Consider the following 23,746-nt stretch of genomic DNA (forward strand, 5'->3'; position numbering starts at 1 on the left):
GTCCGGGCCGCAGAACCTTGGAAGTGTCGGCGTCACCAACGAAGGGAGCGAAGCCTGATGCTGAAACGAGTGGCGATCGTCAACCGCGGTGAAGCCGCAATGCGCTTCCTCAACGCCGCAGGCGAGTACGGAATCGAACGCGGAACGCCGTTGGAGACGGTGGCGCTCTACACCGAGGCCGACGCCGCGTCCTGGTTCGTCCGCGAGGCAGACCACGCCGTGAACCTCGGTCCTACGATGTCCACCGACCCGGTTACCGGCGCACGCCGACACACCTACCTCGACCTGGATGTCCTGGAATCCGCATTGCGCGCCAGTGGGGCCGACGCCGTATGGCCCGGTTGGGGATTCGTTGCAGAGAACCCCGATTTTGTGCGGCTGTGCCAGCGCATGGGCATCCAGTTCATCGGACCCAGCGCCGCCGCCATGGACAAGCTCGGCGACAAGATCGCCGCCAAGCAGGTCGCCGAAGCCGCAGACGTGCCGGTGGTGCCGTGGAGCCATGGCCCGGTCGAGACCGCCGAAGAGGCCCTCGCACACGCGCGCCGGATCGGCTTCCCCGTGGTCATCAAAGCAGCCGCCGGTGGTGGCGGCCGTGGAATCCGGGTGGTGCGGGAGCCGTCCGAGATCGCCGCCGCATTCGCCGGTGCCAGGTCTGAGGCCGCGTCGGCCTTCGGTGACCCCACCTTGTTTCTCGAGGCACAGGTGTTGGGTGGGCGTCACTTCGAGGTGCAGGTCGCCGCAGATACCGCCGGCACGGTGTGGACGCTGGGGCTACGAGACTGCAGTGTGCAGCGGCGTCGGCAGAAAGTGCTGGAAGAATCCGCGCCCGTCGACGTCGACACCGAGGTGCGCCAGTCCATCCTCGATGCCGCTCGCCGGCTGTGCCAGACCGTCGGCTACACCGGGGTGGGCACCGTCGAGTTCCTGGCCCGCCCCGACACCGGTGACTTCTACTTCCTCGAGGTGAACACCCGATTGCAGGTCGAGCACACCGTCACCGAGTCGGTTACGGGGGTGGACCTGGTGAAGCTGCAACTCGACATCGCCGAAGGCATACACCTGCGCGGTGACCCGCCCGAGCCGCGCGGCCACGCCGTCGAGGTCCGACTCAACGCCGAGGACCCCAAACGTGGGTTCATGCCCGCCCCCGGGCGGGTGGTCGAACTGCGGGTGCCGCAAGGCCCGTCGATCCGCACCGATGCCGGTGTGGCCGAAGGCGACACCATCGCCGCCGAGTTCGACTCGATGATCGCGAAAGTCATTGCCTGGGGCCGCGATCGCAACGAGGCATTGGCCCGCCTTCGGCGCGCCCTGGCTCGTTCGGCAGCAGTGGTCGAAGGTGGCACCACCAACCGTCGTTTCCTCATGGCGCTGCTCGACAACGCAGAGATCCGCGCAGGACACGTCGACACCACCTGGTTGGACCGGGCGCTGGACAGCGGTGAACTGCTCGATGCCCCCGATGCCGCGCTGGCGCTGGTCACCGCTGCTGTCGAGGCGTATCGGCGTGATCACAGCGACGCCCTCGACCAATTCGCCGGCATGGCAGCCCACGGTCGCCTCGACGAGGCCGACGACACCACGATGTCCGTCGAGCTGGAGTACGAGGGTGATCGGCGCACGTTCGCGGTGCTCCACCAGGGTGACGACCACTTCGAGGTGGACGTCGACGGCACCGTGATCAACGCGCACGTCATCGCGGTCGGGGAATTCGAACGACGAGTCACCGTCGGCGATCTCGAGGTGACACTGACGGTGGTGACCAGCGGTCCCCTGGTCACCGTCGAAGCCGGCCACAGCGTGTACCGCATCGTGCGCGGCTACGGCGGCCTGGTCCGCGCCGAGTCCCAGTGTGTGGTCGCCAAGGTGATGGTGGCAGTAGGTGACCAGGTGCAGCCCGGGGATGTGCTGCTCATCGCCGAAGCGATGAAGATGGAGTCGCCGATACTGGCCCCGTTCGCCGGACGTATCAGTGAAATCGTCTGCCCAGCAGGCACTCTGGTAGGTGCCGGTGATCCGATCATGCGGATCGAGGCCCTCGAGGAAGCGGGCGCCCAGGCTCCGGCGCAGCTGTCGTTCGCCGGCCTCGCCAGCCGCTACGAGGATTCGGCGGACACCGATCGCGACATCCTGCTGCGCCTCGTGCTCGGTGAGGACCTCAACGACGAAGCCACGGCCAAGGCCGTCTCCCGCATCAGCGCACTGCCCTTCGAGGCAGGCCTTCAGGTGCTGCGCACCGCTGCCGACAGGTTGGCGCTGTTCGCCGACCACGACGACACAGGCACCCACCGCCGCTCCACGAGGCCGGACTTGCTGTTGCTGGCCCTGCGGGCGCCGGACCGGCTCGACGAATTGGCGCCCCGGCATTTCGCCGCGCGTCTGCGTCGTATGCTCGGCCACTACGGCGTGACCGAGGTGAGCCAGAGCCGGGAACTGACCGATGCCCTCTTCCACGTCTGGCGCGCGGAGACCCGGCAGGATCGCGTGGCGCACGTCAGCGCGGTCGTGCTGCAGAGTTGGCTCGAACTCGATCCCGATCCGGCCCGGTCGCCGGACCTGGTGGAGGTGGTGGACGCCGTGATCGCGGCATCGGACGGCAGCTACCCCGGCGTCGCCGACCTCGGGCGCGCCGTACGCTACCGGCTGGTGGAGTATCCGGCCATCCGTGAACTGCGGATCGCCGACGAGAAGCGCGCGGCGCAATTGCTGGACAGCTCCGATGCACCCGCCGAGGTGATGGCCGGCCTGTGCGGGCTGCCCGCTCCCCTGGACCGCTACCTCGCGGCGGCTGCCACCGGTGGCGGGCGCCGGGCGGTCACCGCGCTCGAAGCGCTGTTGCGGCGTACCCACCGGCACCGGGAACTGGGCCCGTTCACCACGCTGACCGGTGACCTCGCCGGCGTCGCGTCGTCGCGAATCGATGGCGGTGATCCCGTTGTGATGCTGGCACTTTCGGGACGCCGGGAACACCTACCCGAGCTCCTCACCACGGCCGTCGGCCACGTCGATTCGGCCAGCCGCGTGGAGGTCGACGTCTTCGTCGACGACGCGTTGACCGCCGACCTCGAGGCCGCCGTCCGGTCCGCCTGCGCAGCGGTGGGCAACCGGGGGGCCAATCTGACTGTGGTCTTCACCTGGTGGGAAGGCGGGCCCTTCACCGGGTCGCAACGCCACTTCACTGTCGAGGGCAGCGGCGGCACCGGCGGCCCACACGGACTGCACCCCGCCGTCGCCGACCGCCTGGAGCTGTGGCGCTTCGACGATTTCGACCTGGCCGCACTACCCGCGCCCGACGGAATCCACCTGCTCAAGGCCACTGCCACCGAGAATCGCCAGGACCAGCGTCTGGTCGCATTGCTCGAAGTCTTCGATCTGGATCGCACACACCTGATCAGCCAACTCTCGGAAGCGGCGATCGCGATCAGGCGGGCCAGAGCAGCACTGCCCGACCCGTCCACCTCGTTGTCCAACCGCATCGTGGTGCACGCCGAACCCGTCTGGACCCTCTCGGATGCCGATCTGCAGAAGCTGATCGCCGAACTGCTCCCCCTGACCCGTGGACTGGGACTGGAGAAGGTGATCGGACGCGGCGTGACACCGGACCCGGACACCGGTGAACTCACCGATGCCGTCATCCACATCACCACCCCGCCCACGGTGGGGGTGATGGTCGGACGAACCAAGCCCTCGCCCAACCGGATTCGCCCCATGTCGGAGTACCGTCGCCGCGTGGTCTCCATGCAGCGACGCGGGCTGGTCTATCCGTACGAGATCGTGGAACTGCTGGTCGGCACCGGAGCCACACATACTGAACTGCCCGTCGGCGAGTTCGTCGAATACGACTTCACCGACAACCGGTTCGAGGCGGTCAGCCGTCCGCGCGGGCAGAACACAGCACGGGTGGTTGTCGGTGTGATCGACAGCAAGCCGACGAACTCCGCCTCCACCGTCCGGCGGGTGCTGGTCATGAACGAGCCGAGCCGCGACCTGGCCTCCCTGGCGGGGCCGGAATGCCGACGCATCATCGCAGCTTTGGATCTGGCTGCGGAGCTGGACGTTCCGGTCGAGTGGTACGCGGTGTCCTCCGGCGCCAGGATCGCCATGGACAGCGGCACCGAGAACCTGGATGCGACGGCGGCCGTGCTGCGCCGGATCATCGAGTTCACCCAAGCCGGCGGGCAGATCAACGTCGTGGTGGTCGGGGTCAACGTCGGTGCCCAGTCCTACTTCGACGCCGAAGCCACCATGCTGATGCACACCTCCGGTGTGCTGATCATGGTGGGGCGCAGCGCCATGGTGCTCACTGGTAAGCAGGCACTCGAGTTCTCCGGAGGTGTCGCGGCCGAGGACAATGCGGGCATCGGCGGCTACCAGCGCATCGCCGGCCCCAACGGGCAGGCCCAGTTCTGGGTCCCGGATGTCGAATCGGCCTGCGCGTTGCTGTTCCGCCACTACGAATCGTCACTGCCGCACGGTGCGTGGAAGGAAACCTCTGATCCGCCGGACCGTGACATCACGACCTACCCACACCAGAATGACGGCAACGGAACCGATTTCGCCGCGGTGGGTGATATCTTCTCCGCCGTTCACAACCCCGACCGCAAGCGGCCGTTCGACATCCGCTCCGTGCTGTCGTCGGTCCGTGACCAGGACGCACCTCCGCTCGAGCGCTGGACCGGATGGCAGGACGCCGAGAATGTGGTGGCCTGGGACACCCGCCTGGGCGGCTTCGCGGTGTCCCTGGTGGGCATCGAGTCACGCAACCTCAGCAGGCGGCTGCCTCGCCCCGCCAACGGTCCCGACTCCTGGACCGCAGGAACACTTTTCCCGCAGTCGTCGAAGAAGCTGGCCCGCGTCATCAACGGCGCCAGTGGTCGGCGACCGTTGGTGATCCTGGCGAATCTCTCCGGCTTCGACGGGTCACCGGAGTCGATGTCCAAACTACAGCTCGAATACGGTGCCGAGATCGGCCGTGCCATCGTCAACTTCCGCGGCCCCATCGTGTTCACCGTCATCTCCCGCTACCACGGCGGTGCCTACGTGGTGTTCTCCAAGTCGCTCAACCCCAACATGGAGGTCGCGGCCGTCGAGGGTTCGCGGGCGTCGGTGATCGGCGGAGCACCCGCTGCGGCCGTGGTGTTCACCCGCGAGGTCCGGGCGCGGGTGAAACAACACCCCGCGGTCGCGGCGCTGCAAGAGCGGCTGGCCGCGGCATCCGCCGAGGAGCAGCCTCTGCTCAGGCACCAGCTGCATGAGCTGACCAGCACCGTCACCATCGAAGTCCAGGCGGCGGTGGCCCGCGAGTTCGACGACATCCACACCGTGGAGCGCGCACTGAAAGTGGGCTCCATCGACCACATCGTCACCCCTGGGGATCTGCGTCCCTATCTGATCGGAGCAGTGAGCCGCGGGCTCGCGAAAACCAACAACATGACCGGAACCGAATATTCACTCACAGAAGGATTGCGCCATGCCTAAAGTAGTCATCACCGGTCGCGGCATCATCGCCCCGAACGGCAACACCGTCTCGGACTACCTGGACGGGTTGCGCAACAACATCTCCGGCGTCGGCCGCATCTCGTGGCCCGGCGAATCCGAGACCTACTGGTTTGCGCCGGTCCGGGATTTCGAGCCGACGACATGGATGAGCGACAAGGTGGCCGACGGTACCGATCTGTTCGCCCAGTGGGCGCTGGCGGCCACCGAGCAGGCCAGGATCGACGCCGGGCTGGAGGACTTCGATTCCGAGCGCACCGGCGTGGTGCACGGCACCAGCATGGGTGGCACCCGTTCGCTGAGCGAGGCCCAGCGCGCCTACGAACGCGACGGCGCCAAGGGCGTCGACCGCAAGACGATGATCCGGATTCTGCCCAACATGGCCGGTTCCCAACTGTGCATGCGTTACGGCCTGCACGGCCCGTTGCTGACGGTGACCACCGCGTGTGCATCCTCCAACGACGCGATCGGCAACGCCGCCAGGCTGATCCGATCCGGCGAGGTCGACGTGGCACTCACCGGTGGTACCGAGGCCGTCACGATGGGCGACGGAGACTTCGCGCCCGCCTGGTATTTCGCGCAGGCCCAGTACGGGATGATCACCAACAGCACCGACGAGCGTCGCACCCTGACGCCGTTCGACAAGGACCGCACCGGCATCGTGATCGGCGACGGCAGTGCGATGTTCGTCATCGAGAGCGAAGAGCATGCCTTGGCCCGCGGCGCCACGATCCTGGCCGAGATCGCCGGCTACGCCTCGCTGGCCGACGGGCCGCACCCGTCGGCACCTGAACCCAACGGCACATGGGAAGCCCTGGTGATGCGCAAGGCACTGGCCAACGCTGGCCTGCAACCCGAGCAGGTGGATGCCATCTACGCCCACGCCACCGGCACCGCCAAGGGCGACACCGCCGAGATCCGCGCCATCAACGCTGTACACGGCGGCCGGGACCTGCCGGTCACCGGCATCAAGGGCCACACCGGGCACACCGGCGCGGCGTCGGGAGCCATGAGCGCCGTGGCCGCACTCGAGACCTTCTCCTCGGGCATGCTCCCCAACGCCTTCGGCACCGACGTGGCCGACCCCGAAGCCGACTTCCAGGTGATCACCCAGAAACCCGCGCATGTGGAAGCTGAAGTGATCCAGATCAATTCGTTCGGATTCGGCGGGCAGAACGCCTCCCTGATCCTGCGCCGCTACTCCGCCTGAACCCACCTACGAAAGGCAATCTCCATGGGCAACTTGACCTATGACTTCTCCGGCCGATCCGTCATCGTCACCGGCGCCGCACGCGGTATCGGCTTCGAACTCGGTTCGTTCTTCGCCAACGCCGGGGCCGCGACGTACATGGTCGACATCGACGGCGACGAACTCACCGACGCCGCCAAGCGCGCCGGCGGCGTGGCGGTGGTGGCCGACGTCCGCAGCACCGAGGACGTGAAGGCGGCCGTGGCCACCGTCATCGAGGACACCGGCAAGGTCGACGTGGTGGTCAACAATGCCGGCGTGCTGCGCGACAAGGTGGTGTGGAAGCTCACCGACGAGGACTGGGAAGAAGTGATGCAGGTGCACGCCGGCGGCACGTTCCGGTTCACCCGCGAGTGTGTACCGCATTTCCGCGAACGCAACTTCGGCCGCATCGTCAACATCACCTCCTACACCGGACTGCGCGGCAACCCCGGGCAGTCCAATTACGGGATGGCCAAGGCGGGCATCATCGGCTTCACCAAGACCACCGCCAAGGAACTGGCCCGGTTCGGTGTCACCGTCAACGCCATCGCTCCCAACGCCGAGACCCGGATGATCGCGTCCATCCCGCCGGACAAGAAGGCCGAGATGACCAAGGCCATTCCGCTGGGTCGGTTCGCACAACCCAGCGAGATGTGCCCGGCCATCGGCTTCCTGGCTTCCGAAGAGGGCGGCTTCATCACCGGCACCGTGCTCTCCGTCGACGGCGGGATGTCGATGTGAGCGGACTGACCATCGCCAACCTGACCGAGCAGACCGAGCTCGACCTCGGTGCCAGCCACTGGATGGAGATCGACCAGCCGCGCATCGACGCGTTCGCCGTCATCACCGAGGATCCGCAGTGGATCCACATCGATCCGGAACGCTCGGCCGCGGGCCCCTTCGGCACCACCATCGCGCACGGCTATCTCACGATGTCGCTGATCGCACCGGTGCTCAACGAACTGTTTGCCGTCGACGATGCCGTGGCCTCGATCAACTACGGCGCCAACAAGATCCGCTTCCCTTCCGCGGTCCCGGTGGGCTCACGCCTGCGCGGGCATCTGACCCTCGTCGGCGCCGAGCCGGTTGCCGGCGGCGTGCAGGCCACGCTGCGGGTGACCATGGAGATCGAGGGCGCGGACAAACCCGCGTGTGTGGCCGAGGTACTGATCCGTCTGCGAGGTGCCGAGTGAAGGCCTTCCGACTGCACTCCTACGACGGTCCGACGGCACTGACCCTCGACGAGGTGCCCGACCTTCCCCACGAGGACGGCACCGCGGTCGTCGAGGTGAAGGCCATCGGCATCAACTTCCCGGACCTGCTGCTCACCAAGGGGCAGTATCAGCGCAAACCGGAGACGCCGTTCACCCCCGGTTGTGAAGTGGCCGGTGTGATCAGTTGGGCTCCGGCTGATTCCGGCTGGACGGCCGGAGACCGGGTGATGGCCTTCGTCTGGGACGGCGCGTACGCCGAAGCGGTGGCGGTGCCGCTGCAGTCGCTGGTCGCGATCCCCGATGACATGGGCTTCGACGTCGCGGCGGGACTGGTGGTCAACCACCACACCACCCACTTCGCGTTGGCCCGCCGCGGCCGCCTCGAACCCGGGGAGACCGTGTTGGTGATGGGCGCCGCCGGCGGCATCGGTAGTGCCGCCGTGCAAGTCGCCAAGGGACTGAAGGCCACCGTGATCGCCGGTGTCGCTGGCGAGCACGAGGTGAGCGTGGCGAAAGAGGCCGGCGCCGACCACGTGATCATCCTCGAGAAGGGTTTCTCGACCACCGTCCGCGAACTCACCGGCGGCGACGGCGTGGACGTCATCCTCGATCCCCTGGGTGACTGGTTGTTCGACGAAGGGGTGCGAGCCCTGGCCTCGGAAGGCCGCATCCTGGTGATCGGGTTCGCCGCCGGTGGCATTCCGGCACTGAAGACCAATCGCCTTCTGCTGCGCAATGTCTCGGCCGTCGGCGTGGCCTGGGGCGCGACCTTGGACAAAGATCCGAACCTGCTGTCGTGGGGTGCGCAGGCATTACACCGGATGTACGCCGAAGGATCGGTACGGCCCCAGCTCGGGCACCGGTTCTCGTTCGACGAGATCCCCACCGCGCTTGCGCGTCTGGATGCCCACCAGATTCGTGGCAAAGCCGTGATCGAGATGGCATGACCGCGGGCACGCCCACCCGGGCGCAGCTCGACACCATCGCCGGTCTGCTGCGCGACATCGACCCCTCTCTGGTGCCCGGCACACTGTCGGCATCCCTGGTGTCCGGCGGGCGGTCCAACCTGACCTTCCGATTGGACACCGGTGGGGCGCCGCTCATCCTGCGGCGTCCACCGCTGGGACACGTGCTGGAGACCGCCCACGACATGGGTCGGGAGTACCAGGTGATGGCCGCGCTGCATCCCACCGGCTACCCGGTGCCGAGGATGCGTTGTCACGTCGAGGACGCCGACGTGCTCGGCGTCCCGTTCTACGTGATGGATCTGGTGGACGGGGTCGTCTACCGCAAGGAGGCCGACCTGGCCCAGCTGGATCCGGCGCAGGCCCAGGGGTTGTCCTTCGGTTTCATCGACGCGCTGGCCGATCTGCACCTGGTCGATCACCAGGCTGTCGGGCTCGGTGCGTTCGGCCGTCCCGACGGGTACCTGGAACGGCAGGTGCGCCGGTGGATCCGTCAGCTCGAGTCCTCGGCATCCCGGCAGATCGAAGGATTTTCCGAACTAGCACAACGACTCTCGGCGAGTGTGCCAGCCACCTCGAGGTCGACGATCGTGCACGGCGACTTCCGGTTGGACAACGCCATCGTCGATGCCGATGATCCCGGCCGGGTGCTGGCGATCCTCGACTGGGAGATGTCCACGCTCGGAGATCCACTCAGCGATCTCGGGCTGTTCTACCTGTACTGGCAGGGGTGGACCGGGTTGGACAACCCGATCGCCGCGACACCTGCCGACATCCCGGGCTACCCGTCGTGGGAGACCCTGGCAGCCAGGTACAGCACGCGCACCGGCATCGAGCTGCACGACTTCGACTGGTACCGGGCGTTCGCCATCTTCAAGTTCACCGTCATCTGCGAGGGTATTCACTACCGCTATACCCAGGGCATGACGGTGGGCTCGGGCTTCGAGGAGATCGGGCGCCTGGTGCCCCCGCTGGTGCGGCGAGGCTTGGCGATTCTCGACGGAACACACACTTGATCCGGGTTTTCACACACGTGCCGGATCCGCGCTCAACGGCTTCACCTGGGGTTATCTCTGGTTTTTGCGAAAATTGCGAACATCACCCCTCGCAATCCGTACTACGCTGACCCCCGTGGACAAGCTCTTCGCAGGCATCCGCCTCCGCAGGCTCCGCGAGGAACGCGGCCTCAGCCAGGTGGAGCTGGCACGTGTCCTGGCCATCTCGTCGAGTTATCTGAACCAGATCGAGCACGACGCGCGGCCCATCACCGCCACCGTGCTGGTGCGCCTCACCGAGGTCTTCGGGATCGACCCGGCGTTCTTCGTACCCCGCGACACCGCGCGCCAACTCGCCGAGCTGCGCGAGGCACTGCCGGAGGCGGCACCCGGGATGCCGCACTCGGCCTCGGACATCAGGCAGTTGGCCACCTTGATGCCGGAGATCGCCGACGCCGTCATCGCGCTCTACCGCCGATACCGCGATGCGATGGTGCATCTGGAGGCACTCACCGATTCACGTTCGGAGGGGCCGGCACTGATGCCCCATGAACATGTCCGTGATTTCTTCTACCGCCATCAGAACTACGTCGACGTGCTCGACCGCGAGGCCGAGGACCTGGCCGCCGAAATAGCCCAGCGCGGCGGCGATCTACGCCAGAATCTGCGTACGCATCTCGAGGCGCGACACCAGGTCCAAGTGGTGATCGCCCGTCGCGAGCACGACGGAGATCTGTACACCTTCGACAGTGACCGCGGCATCTTGACCCTCGCCGCAGACCTGCAGCCGGGCCAGCAGGCGTTCCGAATGGCCACGCAGATCGCATTACTCGGTGTGCCGACCATCCTGGACAAGGTGCTCGACGCCGAGGTCTGGCCGGACCAGACCACCCGCAAGCTCGCCAGGCTGGGCCTGGCCCACCATTTCGCCAGCGCCCTGATCCTGCCCTACACCACGTTCTACAACGCGGCCGAAAAAGTACGTTACGACGTCGAGGTCCTCGCCGAACGTTTCGACGTCGGCTTCGAGACCGTCGCGCACCGGCTCAGCACGCTGCAGCGCCCCGGAATGAGGGGGGTGCCGTTCATCCTGGTGCGGGTGGACAAGGCGGGCAACATCTCTAAACGGCAGTCCGCCATCGGTTTTCACTTTTCGCACACCGGCGGCACCTGCCCGCTGTGGAACGTCTACGACGCCTTCGCCGCACCTGGACAGGTCGATGTACAGGTGGCCGAGATGCCCGACGGCCAGCGGTATCTGTGGGTGGCGCGCACCGTGACCCGCCGCCGCGGCGGTTACGGTTCGGCTGCCAAGACATTCGTGGTCGGTCTGGGTTGTGAACTCCGGCAGGCCGGGCGCCTGGTGTACAGCAAGGGCCTGGACCTGGTGAATCCCGATGTGGTGCCCATCGGTCCGGGGTGTCGGACCTGCGATCGGCAGCACTGCCCGCAACGAGCCACCCCGCCGGTCGGCAGGCAGCTGCTGGTCGACGGTACCCGCGGACGGTTCGTGCCGTACCCGTTGACGTTCCCCACCAAGAGTTCCTGACTCAGCCCGCCCAGTTCAGATCGTCGAAACCCAGTACCCGGTAGAACCCCAGGATGTGTTCGGCCACCTGGTCGGCGGCAGCCCGGCCGTCACCTGCGGCAATGGCGTCGACGATGAGCTCGTGCTCGTCGGTCAACGTCTTCATCGTGCGCACCGGGTCGTCGAGCCGTTCGAAACCGGCGATCATGGCGCCGTGCAAGGCTTCCCGCAGCGCGGCCATCAGCGCCGCAGCCAGACCGTTGCCCGAGATCTGCGCAATGCCCACGTGGAAGGCGGTGTCGAGTTCGTGATGCTCGGCCGTCGTCGGCGCGGCCCGCATCTCGTCGACAAGCCTGCGCAGCCGGTAGATCTCGGCGCCGGTGGCGATGCTGGCAGCCTTGCGACACGCCAATCGCTCCAGCATCAGCCGGGTCTCGAGCAGATCGGTCTCGGTGAAGGAAGCCAGTTGCAGATGGATCCGCAGCAGCATGCCCATGCCGACGGTGCTGTCCTTGACGATCCTGGATCCCGAGTTGGGTCCTGAACCGGGCCCGGCCTCGACGACACCGATCGCCTCGAGGATCCGCAGCGCCTCGCGGACGGCGCCCCGGCTGACCCCGAGTGCTTCGGCGAACTGTCGCTCGGGCGGTAACCGGTCGCCGGCCTTGAGGGTTCCGTTGTTGAGCCGGTTCTCGATCTCGGCCATCACCTGCTCGTGGGTACGCAGGCGGGGAGGCGGTTTGGGACCGGGCGACATTGCCTCCGACACGCACACCCCCTATCCGCTGGCTGCGGGACCCGTGGCGCTCACTGTACCGAGTCCGCAAGCGAACCCTGGGAAAGAGTGTCACCCCGGACACTTTTCGAATGGCACAGGTTCGGAATGCACCGATCCACCGCCTCGGCCTGTGACCAGCGTCGGGCACTACAGTTGTCGACGACCATGACCGTCGATACATTCTGGGTGCGTCACGGCGAGTCGACGTGGAACCGGTTGGGCCTCATGCAGGGTCAGACCAGGTGGCCCGCGCTGACAGCTGACGGTGTCCGCCAGGCCCACGCGGCTGCTGAAACGCTCATGCCCCACGCCCCCGCCCTCGTGATCAGTTCTGATCTGCGTCGAGCTGCCGAGACAGCGGACATCATCGGCGGCCGCCTCGACGTACCGGTTCGGTACACCCCTTTGTTGCGCGAACGGTGCTGGGGAATCTTCGAAGGCCGGCCGGTAGCCGACGGCCATCGCGCAGAGGCCGCTTTGTCTGCCGATGAGGCTCTGCCGCACGGGGAAGCACGAAACGACGTCGCCCGCAGGTTGCGAAGCCTCCTGGAGCGGCTTACCACCGACGCCGGTCCGTTGGTCGCGGTGACACATGGTGACGTCCTCCGAGAAGCGATCAGCATGTGGGCACCTGACCTCCACCACGAGTCCGCCCTTCCCAAAAACGGCTGGGTGGTGCGGATTCTGGTCGATCGGCGCAACGGCTCGATGCACCCGTGAGCGGACCGATCACGCGCCGGGTTCGTCTCGGCGCGTCCGATCCCCACCTTACGAATAGGTTCCCGTCTGCTTTGGGCCGAGTTGTCGGCGAGCGCATGCCGCACATGTCCGACATCGCATACTGTCGCAGGGCGCGGAAGCAGCCGCGACAGCCGCGGCATGGGTTCACCATCGCCACTACACAGTGCCCTGACGGGCATAAGGACGAATGACCACCGACACGTGCCGCCTCACCGGCGGCAATCGCAGCCGGACCGACCAATGTCCCGGCGCGTACCGGCCGTGGCAGGCCCAAGACGGCTTGCTGGTACGCCTGCGCCTGGTCGGGGGTCAGCTTCCCACTGTGGCGCTGCGCCGGCTGATCAAGGTCAGCATCACCCACGCCGATGGCGATGTGCACCTCACCAGCCGCGCCAACCTGCAGTTACGCGGTCTTCGCGGCCACGATGGCCACGAAGACCAACTGTGCCCCACCGCGGTGTCTGCACTCCAATCCACCGGGTTGTTACCCTCAGCCACCCACGAGCTGGTGCGCAACATCCTCATCTCTCCACAGTCCGGACACAGCGGAGGGCGAGCTGATCTGCGCCCGGTGGCCGCCTCGCTGGATGCCGCACTGCTGGCCGACGACGCTCTCGGCCGGCTCCCAGGGCGCTTCCTGTTCACTCTCGACGACGGCCGCGGTGACCTCATGGATCGGCTCATCGATGCCGGTGGCCGCGGTACCGATCTGGGGCTGGTCGCTTTGGATGACCGGCTGGTGCAGCTGCGCGTCGGAGATCATTGGGGCGAGGTGGTGGCTCTGGACGAGGCTGCGCTGCATCTGGCCGGGCTCGCCGCGGCTTTCCTGCGCGTGCGCGGCGGGGGCGCGGACGCCCCGTGGCACCTGCGGGAGCTGCCCGCCGCATTGAGCGCACCGGTGGCACCCGATCGACGAATACCTGCTCCGACGACGGCGTTGCCCTACGGACCGGTGGGCGGCGGCACACACGTCCACGTTCCGGACGGTGTGCTGACGCCGCAGCGCGCCGAGACGATCCTGGACCTGACCCCAGCCGGTGTCCCGGATGTGGTGGTGACGCCGTGGCACGGCATCCTTGTTCCACATGCTCTGGAGGGAACCGATGAACAGCTCTGATCAGCTCACCCGGCCGAGAAAGAGGTACGACTACATCGACGACGGCGCGTCGATCTATGTCGACTCCTTCGCCGCCATCCGCAGTGAAGCCGACCTCTCGGCGGTGCCGCCGGACGCCGAGAAGCTGGCTGTCCGCATGATCCATGGCACAGGCCAGCCGAACCTGGTGAAAGACTTGGCAATTCACTCCAACGTGGTGAAAGCCAGCCGCGTGGCACTCTCCGGTGGTGCACCAATTCTGTGCGACGCGCAGATGGTCGCCACCGGCGTCACCGCAAGTCGCTTGCCGGCCGACAATGCCGTGCACTGTTTCCTGCACGACGAGCGGGTCCCCGCCCTGGCCCGCGCGTGGAGCACCACCCGCACCGCGGCGGCGGTCTCGCTGTGGGAACCCTTCATGGAAGGCGCCGTCATCGCCATCGGCAACGCACCCACCGCGCTGTTCCACCTACTGGAGATGCTGATCGACGGCGCTCCCCGGCCTGCCGCCATCGTCGGCTGCCCGGTCGGATTCATCGGCGCCGCCGAATCGAAGGAGGCACTGATCTCGTTCGCCGCCGACCACGGCATCGACATTCCCTACGTGACCATCCGTGGCCGCCTCGGTGGCTCGGCGATGACCTCGTCGGCACTGAACGCACTGGCCTCGGAGGCAGAATGACCGGCCGCTTCTTCGGTGTCGGACTGGGGCCCGGAGACCCCGAACTGATCACCCTGAAAGCCGCTCGACTGATCGGTGAAGCCGATGTCGTGGCCTACCACGCCGGAGTCAACAAACAGTCCTATGCCCGGGGTATCGCCGCCGACCTGATCCGCGACGGGGTGATCGAAGAGGAACTTCGCTACCCGGTCACTACCGGAGGCACCGATCACCCCGGCGGATACGCCGGGGCGCTCGCCGATTTCTACGAGGAATCGGCCGCCCGGCTGGCTGTCCACCTGGCCGCGGGCCGCACCGTGGTTCTGTTGGCCGAAGGCGACCCGCTGTTCTACGGCTCGTACATGTACATGCACGACCGGCTCAGCGCCGATTATCCGACCGAGGTGGTTCCCGGTGTGCCGGCGTTCGTTGCCGCCACCGCGGCCACCGCCTCTCCCCTGGTCCGCCAGACCGATGTGCTGACCGTCCTGCCGGGCACCCTGCCCGAGGCGGAACTCGCGCGCCGCCTCGCCGATACCGACGGCGCCATCATCATGAAGCTGGGCCGCACCTTCCCTGCCGTGCGCCGAGCACTCGCGGCGGCCGGGCGGTTGGGGCACGCCATGTACATCGAACGCGCCAGCCATCCGGAACAACGGTGGATGCCGGTGGCCGACGTCGACGAAGCGTCCGTGCCGTACCTGTCGCTGATCGTCGTCAACGGCGACTCGGTCAACGGGCAGCGCACCCGGCGCCCGGGAGAACTGGTCGCCGCGGTGCAGACACCCAGCATCGAGACCGCTGCCGAGCTACTGGTGATCGGGCTGGGTCCCGGGCCGCAGGACTGGCTGACCGCCGAGGCCACCGCCGCGCTGGCCGAGGTCGACCACGTGGTCGGTTACGCCCCGTACGTCAACCGAGTCCCGCAGCGAGAAGGCTTGCAGAGACACGCGTCCGGCAACACCGTCGAGGTCGACCGCGCCCGCTTCGCACTGCAACTCGCCAGCCGGGGCGAGAAGGTGGCCGTGGTGTCCGGTGGCGACGCCGGCGTCTTCGGGATGGCCTCGGCGGTGTTCGAGGCCGCCGACGACCCGCAGTTCACCCATGTGCCGGTGCGGGTGCTGCCCGCGGTGTCGGCCGTCCAAGCCGTCGCCGCGCGCGCCGGCGCACCGATCGGCGCGGACTTTGCGGTGGTCAGCCTCTCCGACCGACTCAAACCCTGGTCGGTCATCGAGGCACGGCTGCGGGCCATCGCCGAAGCCGACTTGGTGCTGGCCATCTACAACCCCGCCTCGCGCACCCGTCCGGATCAGATCGCCGTGGCCCGGAAAGTGTTGCTGGAACACCGAAGTGCCGACACTGTGGTGACGATCGGGCGGGACGTCGGCCGGGCCGAGGAATCTCTGACCGTCACCACACTCGGCGACCTCGACACCGACACCATCGACATGAAATGTCTGCTGCTGATCGGCGCCTCGTCGACCCGCGTGACCGATGCGGGTCGGGTCTGGACCCCGCGGTGGGTCCGATGAACTCGCCGGTCCACTTCGTCGGCGCGGGCCCTGGTGCTGCCGACCTGCTCACCGTCCGCGCGGTACGACTGCTCGGCGAGGCCGACACGGTGCTTTACCCGGGCACCTACCTCGACCCGGAAGTACTCGAGAATTGCTCTCCAACAGCCGATCTGGTGGACACCCAGGATCTCGACCTGGACGCCATCATCGGCCGGATGGTCGCCGCCCAGCAGGCCGGCAAGCAGGTTGTACGGCTGGTGTCGGGTGATCCCACGATCTACAGCGCGGTGTCCGAGCAGACCCGCCGGCTCGACGCCGCCGGGGTGCCGTGGGCGGTGACACCGGGGGTGCCCGCTTACGCCGCCGCTGCCGCGCGGGTGGGCCGCGAACTGACCGTCCCCCTCGTCACCCAGTCGGTAGTGCTCACCCGCACCCAGCAGCGCTCGACGGCCATGCCGGAGTCGGAATCGCTGGCGGCATTCGCGGCCACCCAGGCCACCCTGGTGTTGCACCTGGCGATCACCCGCACACGTGAGCTGATGGCGGAGCTGGTACCGACGTACGGTGCGGACTGTCCCGTCGTGGTGGTCTACCGCGCCTCACAACCGTCCGAGATCGTGCTCCGTGGCACCGTCGGCGATATCGCGGACAAGGTGGAGGAGGCCGGATTGCGCCAGGCCGCAGTCATTCTGGTGGGCCGCGCACTCGCCGAACGGCCGGACACCTGCGCCGGCGACAGCCATCTCTACGATCCGCAGCGCGACCGTACCCGCACCCATGTGGGTGGTCGCCTGTGAGCGCTCCCGCACAGCACCTCGCCGCCGGCCTCTACGACATCATCCACCGCCGCCGCGACACCCGGCGCGAATTCACCGGCCAGCCGGTGGCCGAGGAAGTACTCGACCGCGTGCTGTCCGCCGCTCACGCCGCGCCGTCGGTGGGCATGTCGCAACCGTGGGATTTCGTGTTGGTGCGCTCGCCCGAGACTCTGGCGGCCTTCCGTGACCACGTGGCCTTCGAACGGCAGATCTTCGCGTCGTCGCTGTCCGGTGAGCGTGCCGAGACCTTTTCCAAGATCAAGGTCGAGGGCATCTGCGAATCCGGGCTGGGCATCGTGGTGGGTTACGACCCCACCCGCGGCGGACCGCAGGTGCTGGGACGGCATGCCATCGACGATGCCGGTCTGTATTCGGTGGTGTGCGCCATCCAGAACCTGTGGTTGGCGGCGACGGCGGAAAACCTCGGCGTGGGTTGGGTGTCGTTCTACCGCGAGGAGTATCTGCGTTCTCTGGTGAACATGCCCGCCGCCGTGCGCCCGGTGGCATGGTTGTGCGTCGGCCACGTGGCCGACCTACCCGACATTCCGGACCTGGAGCGGCACGGGTGGCGCGGACGCGCTCCGGTGCACACGGTGGTGCACCAGGAGTGCTACCCGTCGCGCTGAGTCAGCTCTCCAGCACCGGCCGCAGCGCGTGCAGCACCGCGGGATCCTCGATGGTCGAAGGCACCGCCTCGTCCACACCGTGGGCGATGTTACGCATCGCCTTCCGCAGGATCTTGCCCGAGCGGGTTTTCGGCAGCGCGGGCACCACATCGACCAACTTGAACGACGCCACCGCACCGATCTCGTCGCGCACGGCGGCGATCAGCGCCGCCTCCACACCGTCGGCCTCGACGTTGGCTTTGAGCACCACGAATCCGCGCGGCACGTGGCCCTTGATCTCGTCGGCGACACCGATCACCGCGCATTCGGCCACCGCAGGATGTGAAGCCAGCACCGCCTCGATGGCTCCCGTCGAAAAGCGGTGTCCGGCAACGTTGATCACGTCGTCGGTACGCCCCATCACGAACAGGTAGCCGTCCTCGTCGATGTAGCCACCGTCACCGCTGAGGTAGTAGCCGGGGAATGCGCTCAGGTACGAGCTCTCAAAACGGCTGTCATCACCCCACAACGTCACCAGAGTGCCGGGCGGAAGCGGCATCTTGAGGCACACCGATCCTTCTTCTCCTGGGCCGCAGGGTTTTCCGTACGGATCGAGCACCTCGATGTCATAGCCCGGCATCGGCACGGTCGGTGAACCGGCCTTGATCGGCAGCAACTGCACACCTGCCGGGTTCGCGGCGATGGGCCAGCCCGTTTCGGTCTGCCACCAGTGATCGATCACCGGGATTCCGAGCTTCTCCGATGCCCAGTGGTAGGTATCGGGGTCCAACCGTTCCCCGGCGAGGAACAGATACCGCAGGCCACTGAGGTCGTAGCGCGCCATATGAGCCGCGGTCGGATCCTCCTTGCGGATTGCCCGGATGGCGGTCGGGGCGGTGAACAGCACCTTGACGCCGTGCTCGGCGATCACGCGCCAGAACGCGCCAGGATCGGGTGTACCGACCGGCTTGCCTTCGTAGAGGACCGTCGTCGCTCCGGCCAGTAGCGGCCCGTAAACGATGTAGGAGTGGCCCACCACCCAGCCCACATCGGAGGCGGCCCAGAAGACGTCTCCGGGCCCGACATCGTAGATGTGGCTCATCGTCCACAGCAGAGCAACCGCATGTCCACCGTTGTCTCGCACGATCCCCTTGGGCTTGCCGGTGGTACCCGAGGTGTAGAGGACGTAGAGCGGATCCGTCGCGGCCACCGGCACAGCCTCGGCGGGCGCGGCCGCGGCCACCGCCTCCTCCCAGTCCACGTCACGCGCGGCGTTGAGCTCCCATTGCACTTGTTCACGTTGCACGACCACGACGTGACCGGGCGGATTCGACGTTGCGGCCAAGGCGGCCTCGACCATGGGCTGATACGGCACCAGCCGACTGGGTTCGATACCGCAGGATCCGGTTATCAACACCTTTGGCGCAGCGTCGTCGATTCGCGCCGCCAACTCGTGAGCGGCAAAACCACCGAACACCACCGAGTGCACCGCGCCGATACGCGCGCACGCCAGCATGGCGATCACGGCCTCGGGAATCATGGGCATGTACACCACGACGCGGTCGCCTTTGCCCACCCCGAGATCACGCAGCACTCCGGCACAGCGCGCCGTGAGGTCCAGCAGTTCGCGATAGGTGTAGGTGCGCGTGACGCCGGTGACGGCCGACTCGTAGATCAGGGCGGGCTGCTCTGCGCGACCATTGTCGACATGGCGGTCGAGTGCGTTGACACACGTGTTCAGAACGCCGCCGGGAAACCAGCGGTAGAACGGAGCGTCACTGTCGTCCAGAAGTTGTGCGGGCGACTGGATCCAGTCCACTTGTTCGGCTGCCCGTGCCCAAAACCCCTGAGGATCATCAATGCTGTCACGGTACAACTGACCGTAGCTCGTCATTGAATGTCTGCTCCATTCCTACTTGTCTCGCGCGCACCGACCAGGCCATTGCCCGAGCGATCGTGGAGAGTAAACCCCACCAACCTCGAGGCAGGGAATGGCTGAGCCGGTTTCCCAGCCTTTCGGATAGTTCGTGTCCCTTGTCCTCAACCCAAGTCGAGGTCCAGTGCCACCAGATGGCCGCGTGCCTGCGCACGACTGATCGACCCGGCTTCGGACTTGTTGTGCAACAGGCGCCAGCCGTCACGATCATCGCGGCCTTCGGGCAGATCGAGCCAGCGCCTCAACAACGCGAGGTCACCGGTGGCCAGCACGGCGGTCCTGACGGCAGAGCTGAGTTCGGTACGGGCCCCGGCAATCGCTGGAGAGGTTGATCTCGGTAGCAGCGCGCCGCCGTAATGGTCGAGAGCATCGGCGGCGTCTCTGCGGTCCAATGCATCCAGCACAGCTGCCATATCGCTGTTGACAGGCCGCATCAACCGATAAGGGCGTGAACCGATGAGACCGGGGAGCACGCGCCGCATCCGTGACACCTCGGCTCTCACAGTGCCGACGTCGAGCTCCTTTTCATCGAGCATCACCGACAACTCCTCAGCGCTGAGACCGTCTGCATGATTGCCGAGCAATACCAAGATGTCGGCGTGACGAGGCGCCAGCGTCACGGTGCCGACGCGGCCACCGTCGTGCACCGACTCCACGAAGGGGCGGTCGAACCCGAGCACCCTGATCGTCGGGCTTCGGGACGGCGCGGCCTGCAAGCCCGGTTGACGCAGCACCGCGAGGTATTTCTCCACCGCAACAGCGGTGGCTCGGACCAACGACAGGGACTTGAGTGAATCAACTTCGGGACCGCCGGTGACATCGATGACTCCCAACAGCTTGTTGGTGACAGAGTCGTGGATGGGAACCGCCGCGCAGCTGAACCGCTGGGCCACCTCGCAGAAGTGCTCGGCCCCGCGTATGTGTATCTCTCGGTCCAACGCCAGGGCCGTACCTGGAGCATTGGTACCCACACATCGCTCACTCCAGTTCGCGCCGGCAGCGAAATTCATGCGCTCTGCCCGACTGCGTGTCGACCGATCTCCTTCGACCCACAGCAGGTTGCCCGCCGCGTCGGCCACCGCCACCACTACACCCGCTTCTTCGGCGTGGTCCACCAGAAGCCGGCGGATCAGCGGGAGCGCCGGCGCCAGTGTGCTGGCCGCGCGCAACGCAACCAGACCAGCGCCGTCGGAAGGCGCTTCCCCCTGGAGAGGATCTACCCCGCCGGAGCGACTACGCTGCCAACTCTCTGCCACCACCGCCCGGATTGCCAAGTCCTGCAAGCCGATTCTTCCCGCAAGGAAATCTGCGTGCAGGCGCATGATGCGCCCGAAATCCGCGCCTGAGCTGTCCACGTCTCGAACACCTCCACGAGTCACCCTTTTCATTGAACTTGGCGACCAACGTGATCGCCGCGAATCAGGGCAGCTTCTCGAGTTCTCACACTACGCGGGCTCGCCGTTTCGAGCGGCGAGCTTGCGTTACTCAACAGCGAGGCAAGCCCAGGTTCGACTCCGCCAACTCGCGCATACTGCGCCACATATCGGTGCGCTCAACGCGGGCCTGGCCCACCACCACTCCTCTCCACTGCGCAATGTACGGTCCGAAACTGCGGTTCTCGTCGAGCAATTCAACGGTTTCGTCACGCAGATCCTGTGGCGCCGGCTCCCCGGGTTGCAACGTTCGCCACAGGCGGGCTGCCGTACGCACGCGGCGACGATGGTCTATGAGGGCCGACAGCAGCCACCGAATGGCCCGACGCTCGTCATCACTGATCCAGGTCGCATCGCCGCAGCTGTTGAGGAATGCCTGTTGAGCCTTGATCGACTCGTTGAGCTGTTGGAGCACCACCACTTCTTCGATCACCGTTGACCTGCGGCGCGCGTGGTGCGTGATCACAGCGAGGTCCCATCGATCTCGATCAGCGGAATGCCAACGACGATGCGTGCCGCGTTGTGCCCGAACATTCGGGCCCAGGTCGGATGTGTGTGCGCGTCCGAACACAGCTCCTCGAGCGGGCCGACGAGCTTGTCGTGCTGAACGCATATTCGACCGTCCGCATCAATGCCCACCCCGACGCTCAGAGACGAACGACCCGCTGCCGCCACGGCCATCTCCACAGCCCCCTGCAGAACCCGCGGCCGGTCTACCACGAAGGGAACACCCTCTTCCTCGATACCGGCGAGCACCTCAGTCTCCAGGGGACCGGCATGGGCACTGATCACCAGGATCGCCGGTTTCTCAGGCTGTCCGCCATCAAGCATGAGCACCGACTCCGCTGCACACGTCAACCGATGGGTGCTCACCCGCCAGGTGCACGGCGGCGTGGGCAGCGACAAGTCCCGAGGCCACCGCATTGCGTGGACCCTCGGTTCCGCGGATATTGCCTGTGCCGCAGACTATTCCGTACGGCGCCAGTGCGTCGGCTATCAGTTCCGGGATCTCGAAGTCCAAGGCGCACCCACCGAGCAGCACCACGAACCCGATCTGTCGAAGATCGCCCGCCGGGGCGATACTGCGCAGGGACCGCAGGGCATTGACGACGAACACCCGCTCTTTGGCGGTGCGGCGCACCTCACGGATCCGTTCCAGCGAGTGCCTGGTCGGGATGGGGTTCATCCCGCCTTCGTACTCCGACAGCGTCACCACCCGCGCGAATGCGGTGGGTGATAGCGGCTTCTCGAAGAACTGAACGGTGCCGTTCTCGAGCCTGACGTGAAAGAAACTCTCCGCCTTGCCCAGTGGGCAACGCTTGATCTCCTCGGCCAGCTCCAGGTTGCCCAAACCGAGTTCGGCGTCGATGAGTTTGGTGACCAGATCGCCGGCACCGGCCAGGTGGGTGGCCAGCACGTCGCCGTTCTGCTCGATGACCGCGGCGTCGGTGGAACCGCCGCCAAGGTCGAGAACCACCAGGGGCTTGTCTGAACCCGGGGTTGTCAATGCCCCCAGCACAGCCATCTCGGCTTCGATGCCTCCGACGACAACCCGCACCCGGTCCGCGCCCGCCGACCTCAACCCTTCGGTCACCGCGTCGGCGACGACCTTCATGCCGCTTTCCTTGGTGCGCACCATGGCCGCCAAGGCCACGGCATTCTCCAACGCCACCTCACCGGCCACGCCGCCACGGACCTCCTGGGGAACGAAGGTGTCGATGGCGAGCAGGTCCTGGATCCGGACATCTGCCAACGCGTGATGGGAGAGATCGGCCATGCTCTGGCGCACATTGGCGATCATCCCGCCGGTGTTGGTTCCGGACTCCCCCGCCACGTCGACAAGCGGACTCACCCGCTCCACCGCAGCCATGATCTCGGTGGCACCGCGGGAAACATCGATGTTGGCAGTCTTCTTGGCCCCGATGAGATCCAGAGATCCGGCGGGAATGGTGCGATCGGCGACGTCACCGGAGGGGGTGCGGACCACGACGGCCGAGCGGTTTCCGGTGAGCGCCCGCGCCACGGGGGAAACCACTCGGGTTTGATTGGGATCAAGTTCGAAGATCGTCGCCAGCCCGTACGCGTTGGACAGGGTCCGGATGGACTGACCCGGACCGGCCACCTCCACCGCTGCCATCATGCCGCGAGGCACGGACTCGATACGTGACACCTCGTCGATGATCGGGATCTTGGCCTCAAGACGGTTGGACACCAGCACAGCGTCGTCGTTGCAGAGTATGGCGCCGGTGATGTCGATCCCGCGCGACACGGCCGCGTTGATGGCCGCGGCCGTGTCGGCGAAGTCAATTCCTTTGGGTACCAACGGAATAACTGGTACACCGGGCTCGATGTCGGTGAGCGACTCGAAGTCGACGATGACGCCGACTCCGAGTCCATGGCCACCGGGCGTACGCGGATCATGACCGATCATGGTCGATTCGGTGATGATGGTCTCGGTGATGGTCTCCATGGCCAACCCGCTGATGACGGGAGTGGCTTCGTTGAGGAGAACTACATCGAGATCGGCCAGCGTGGCGTGAACCCGCTCCAGTGCCCACGTGACCGACTTGACCACGCCATCAACATTCTTGACCGTACCCTTGATGCCTGTGGTACGCGTCAAAGCCGAACTCAGATAGGTCACCACCCCGTCCGGAGAGATCTCCGCCAAGCTGGCTTCCGTGGTCGAGTTGCCGATGTCGACCCCGACGACCATCACATTCACCGATTGC

At 66.6% G+C, this 23,746-nt stretch carries 19 protein-coding genes; 13 read left to right on the top strand and 6 right to left on the bottom strand.

Features of this window, described 5'->3' with window-relative positions:
* Positions 1 to 57: 57 nt before the first annotated feature.
* The 7 genes from BVC93_RS02555 (at position 58) to BVC93_RS02585 (ending at position 11,453) form a co-directional block, all read left to right on the top strand.
* Positions 58 to 5,481, top strand: coding sequence for an ATP-binding protein (locus BVC93_RS02555; RefSeq protein ID WP_083735802.1), 5,424 nt, complete (start codon positions 58 to 60; stop codon positions 5,479 to 5,481).
* Positions 5,474 to 6,709, top strand: coding sequence for a beta-ketoacyl-[acyl-carrier-protein] synthase family protein (locus tag BVC93_RS02560; RefSeq protein WP_083735803.1), 1,236 nt, complete (start codon positions 5,474 to 5,476; stop codon positions 6,707 to 6,709). The genes BVC93_RS02555 and BVC93_RS02560 overlap by 8 nt, the downstream gene beginning before the upstream one ends.
* Positions 6,710 to 6,733: 24 nt before the next feature.
* On the top strand, positions 6,734 to 7,471 hold the full coding sequence (locus tag BVC93_RS02565; protein ID WP_083735804.1) for an SDR family NAD(P)-dependent oxidoreductase: 738 nt from the start codon (positions 6,734 to 6,736) through the stop codon (positions 7,469 to 7,471).
* Entirely contained in the window at positions 7,468 to 7,923 is a 456-nt protein-coding gene (locus tag BVC93_RS02570; RefSeq protein WP_083735805.1) for a MaoC family dehydratase, read from the top strand. Before BVC93_RS02565 ends, BVC93_RS02570 begins: the two co-directional genes overlap by 4 nt.
* Complete coding sequence (locus BVC93_RS02575; RefSeq protein ID WP_083735806.1) at positions 7,920 to 8,891, top strand: NADPH:quinone oxidoreductase family protein; 972 nt, start codon at positions 7,920 to 7,922, stop codon at positions 8,889 to 8,891. Before BVC93_RS02570 ends, BVC93_RS02575 begins: the two co-directional genes overlap by 4 nt.
* Complete coding sequence (locus BVC93_RS02580) at positions 8,888 to 9,925, top strand: phosphotransferase family protein (RefSeq protein ID WP_083735807.1); 1,038 nt, start codon at positions 8,888 to 8,890, stop codon at positions 9,923 to 9,925. The genes BVC93_RS02575 and BVC93_RS02580 overlap by 4 nt, the downstream gene beginning before the upstream one ends.
* A 115-nt stretch (positions 9,926 to 10,040) precedes the next feature.
* Positions 10,041 to 11,453, top strand: coding sequence for a short-chain fatty acyl-CoA regulator family protein (locus BVC93_RS02585; RefSeq protein ID WP_083735808.1), 1,413 nt, complete (start codon positions 10,041 to 10,043; stop codon positions 11,451 to 11,453).
* 1 nt (position 11,454) lies between these two features.
* Here BVC93_RS02585 and BVC93_RS02590 read toward each other — a convergent pair whose 3' ends face one another.
* On the bottom strand, positions 11,455 to 12,201 hold the full coding sequence (locus tag BVC93_RS02590) for a FadR/GntR family transcriptional regulator (RefSeq protein ID WP_157516746.1): 747 nt from the start codon (positions 12,199 to 12,201) through the stop codon (positions 11,455 to 11,457).
* 174 nt (positions 12,202 to 12,375) lie between these two features.
* Between BVC93_RS02590 and BVC93_RS02595 the strand changes: the two genes are divergently transcribed.
* The 6 genes from BVC93_RS02595 (at position 12,376) to bluB (ending at position 17,666) form a co-directional block, all read left to right on the top strand.
* On the top strand, positions 12,376 to 12,930 hold the full coding sequence (locus BVC93_RS02595; protein ID WP_192860167.1) for a histidine phosphatase family protein: 555 nt from the start codon (positions 12,376 to 12,378) through the stop codon (positions 12,928 to 12,930).
* Positions 12,931 to 13,138: 208 nt separating this feature from the next.
* The gene (locus BVC93_RS02600; RefSeq protein WP_083735812.1) at positions 13,139 to 14,068 is read left to right on the top strand and encodes a nitrite reductase; all 930 of its coding nucleotides are present in this window, start codon (positions 13,139 to 13,141) and stop codon (positions 14,066 to 14,068) included.
* The gene (locus BVC93_RS02605; protein ID WP_083735813.1) at positions 14,055 to 14,729 is read left to right on the top strand and encodes a precorrin-8X methylmutase; all 675 of its coding nucleotides are present in this window, start codon (positions 14,055 to 14,057) and stop codon (positions 14,727 to 14,729) included. Before BVC93_RS02600 ends, BVC93_RS02605 begins: the two co-directional genes overlap by 14 nt.
* The gene (locus BVC93_RS02610; RefSeq protein ID WP_083735815.1) at positions 14,726 to 16,240 is read left to right on the top strand and encodes a precorrin-2 C(20)-methyltransferase; all 1,515 of its coding nucleotides are present in this window, start codon (positions 14,726 to 14,728) and stop codon (positions 16,238 to 16,240) included. Before BVC93_RS02605 ends, BVC93_RS02610 begins: the two co-directional genes overlap by 4 nt.
* Positions 16,237 to 17,019, top strand: coding sequence for a precorrin-4 C(11)-methyltransferase (cobM, locus tag BVC93_RS02615; RefSeq protein WP_083735816.1), 783 nt, complete (start codon positions 16,237 to 16,239; stop codon positions 17,017 to 17,019). Before BVC93_RS02610 ends, cobM begins: the two co-directional genes overlap by 4 nt.
* Positions 17,016 to 17,666: a 5,6-dimethylbenzimidazole synthase gene (gene bluB, locus BVC93_RS02620; protein WP_083735817.1), complete on the top strand. Its 651-nt coding sequence runs from the start codon at positions 17,016 to 17,018 to the stop codon at positions 17,664 to 17,666. The genes cobM and bluB overlap by 4 nt, the downstream gene beginning before the upstream one ends.
* Before the next feature lies 1 nt (position 17,667).
* On the opposite strand, the gene BVC93_RS02625 is transcribed toward bluB, so the two are convergent.
* From BVC93_RS02625 to BVC93_RS02645, 5 genes are all read right to left on the bottom strand, one after another.
* A complete protein-coding gene (locus BVC93_RS02625; RefSeq protein WP_083735818.1) occupies positions 17,668 to 19,539 on the bottom strand; it encodes an acetate--CoA ligase in 1,872 nt (623 codons plus the stop codon).
* Positions 19,540 to 19,685: 146 nt separating this feature from the next.
* A complete protein-coding gene (locus BVC93_RS02630; protein WP_236950216.1) occupies positions 19,686 to 20,936 on the bottom strand; it encodes a transcriptional regulator in 1,251 nt (416 codons plus the stop codon).
* Between the two features lie 130 nt (positions 20,937 to 21,066).
* Entirely contained in the window at positions 21,067 to 21,480 is a 414-nt protein-coding gene (locus tag BVC93_RS02635) for a hypothetical protein (RefSeq protein WP_083735819.1), read from the bottom strand.
* Positions 21,477 to 21,845 (bottom strand): glycerol dehydratase reactivase beta/small subunit family protein, encoded by a 369-nt coding sequence (locus tag BVC93_RS02640; protein WP_083735820.1) that lies wholly within the window; start codon positions 21,843 to 21,845, stop codon positions 21,477 to 21,479. The genes BVC93_RS02635 and BVC93_RS02640 overlap by 4 nt, the downstream gene beginning before the upstream one ends.
* Positions 21,838 to 23,730, bottom strand: a complete 1,893-nt coding sequence (locus BVC93_RS02645) for a diol dehydratase reactivase subunit alpha (protein WP_157517167.1) — start codon at positions 23,728 to 23,730, stop codon at positions 21,838 to 21,840. Before BVC93_RS02645 ends, BVC93_RS02640 begins: the two co-directional genes overlap by 8 nt.
* Positions 23,731 to 23,746 lie beyond the last annotated feature (16 nt).

Source organism: Mycobacterium sp. MS1601 (assembly GCF_001984215.1).
In the GTDB taxonomy this organism is placed as follows: Bacteria; Actinomycetota; Actinomycetes; order Mycobacteriales; family Mycobacteriaceae; genus Mycobacterium.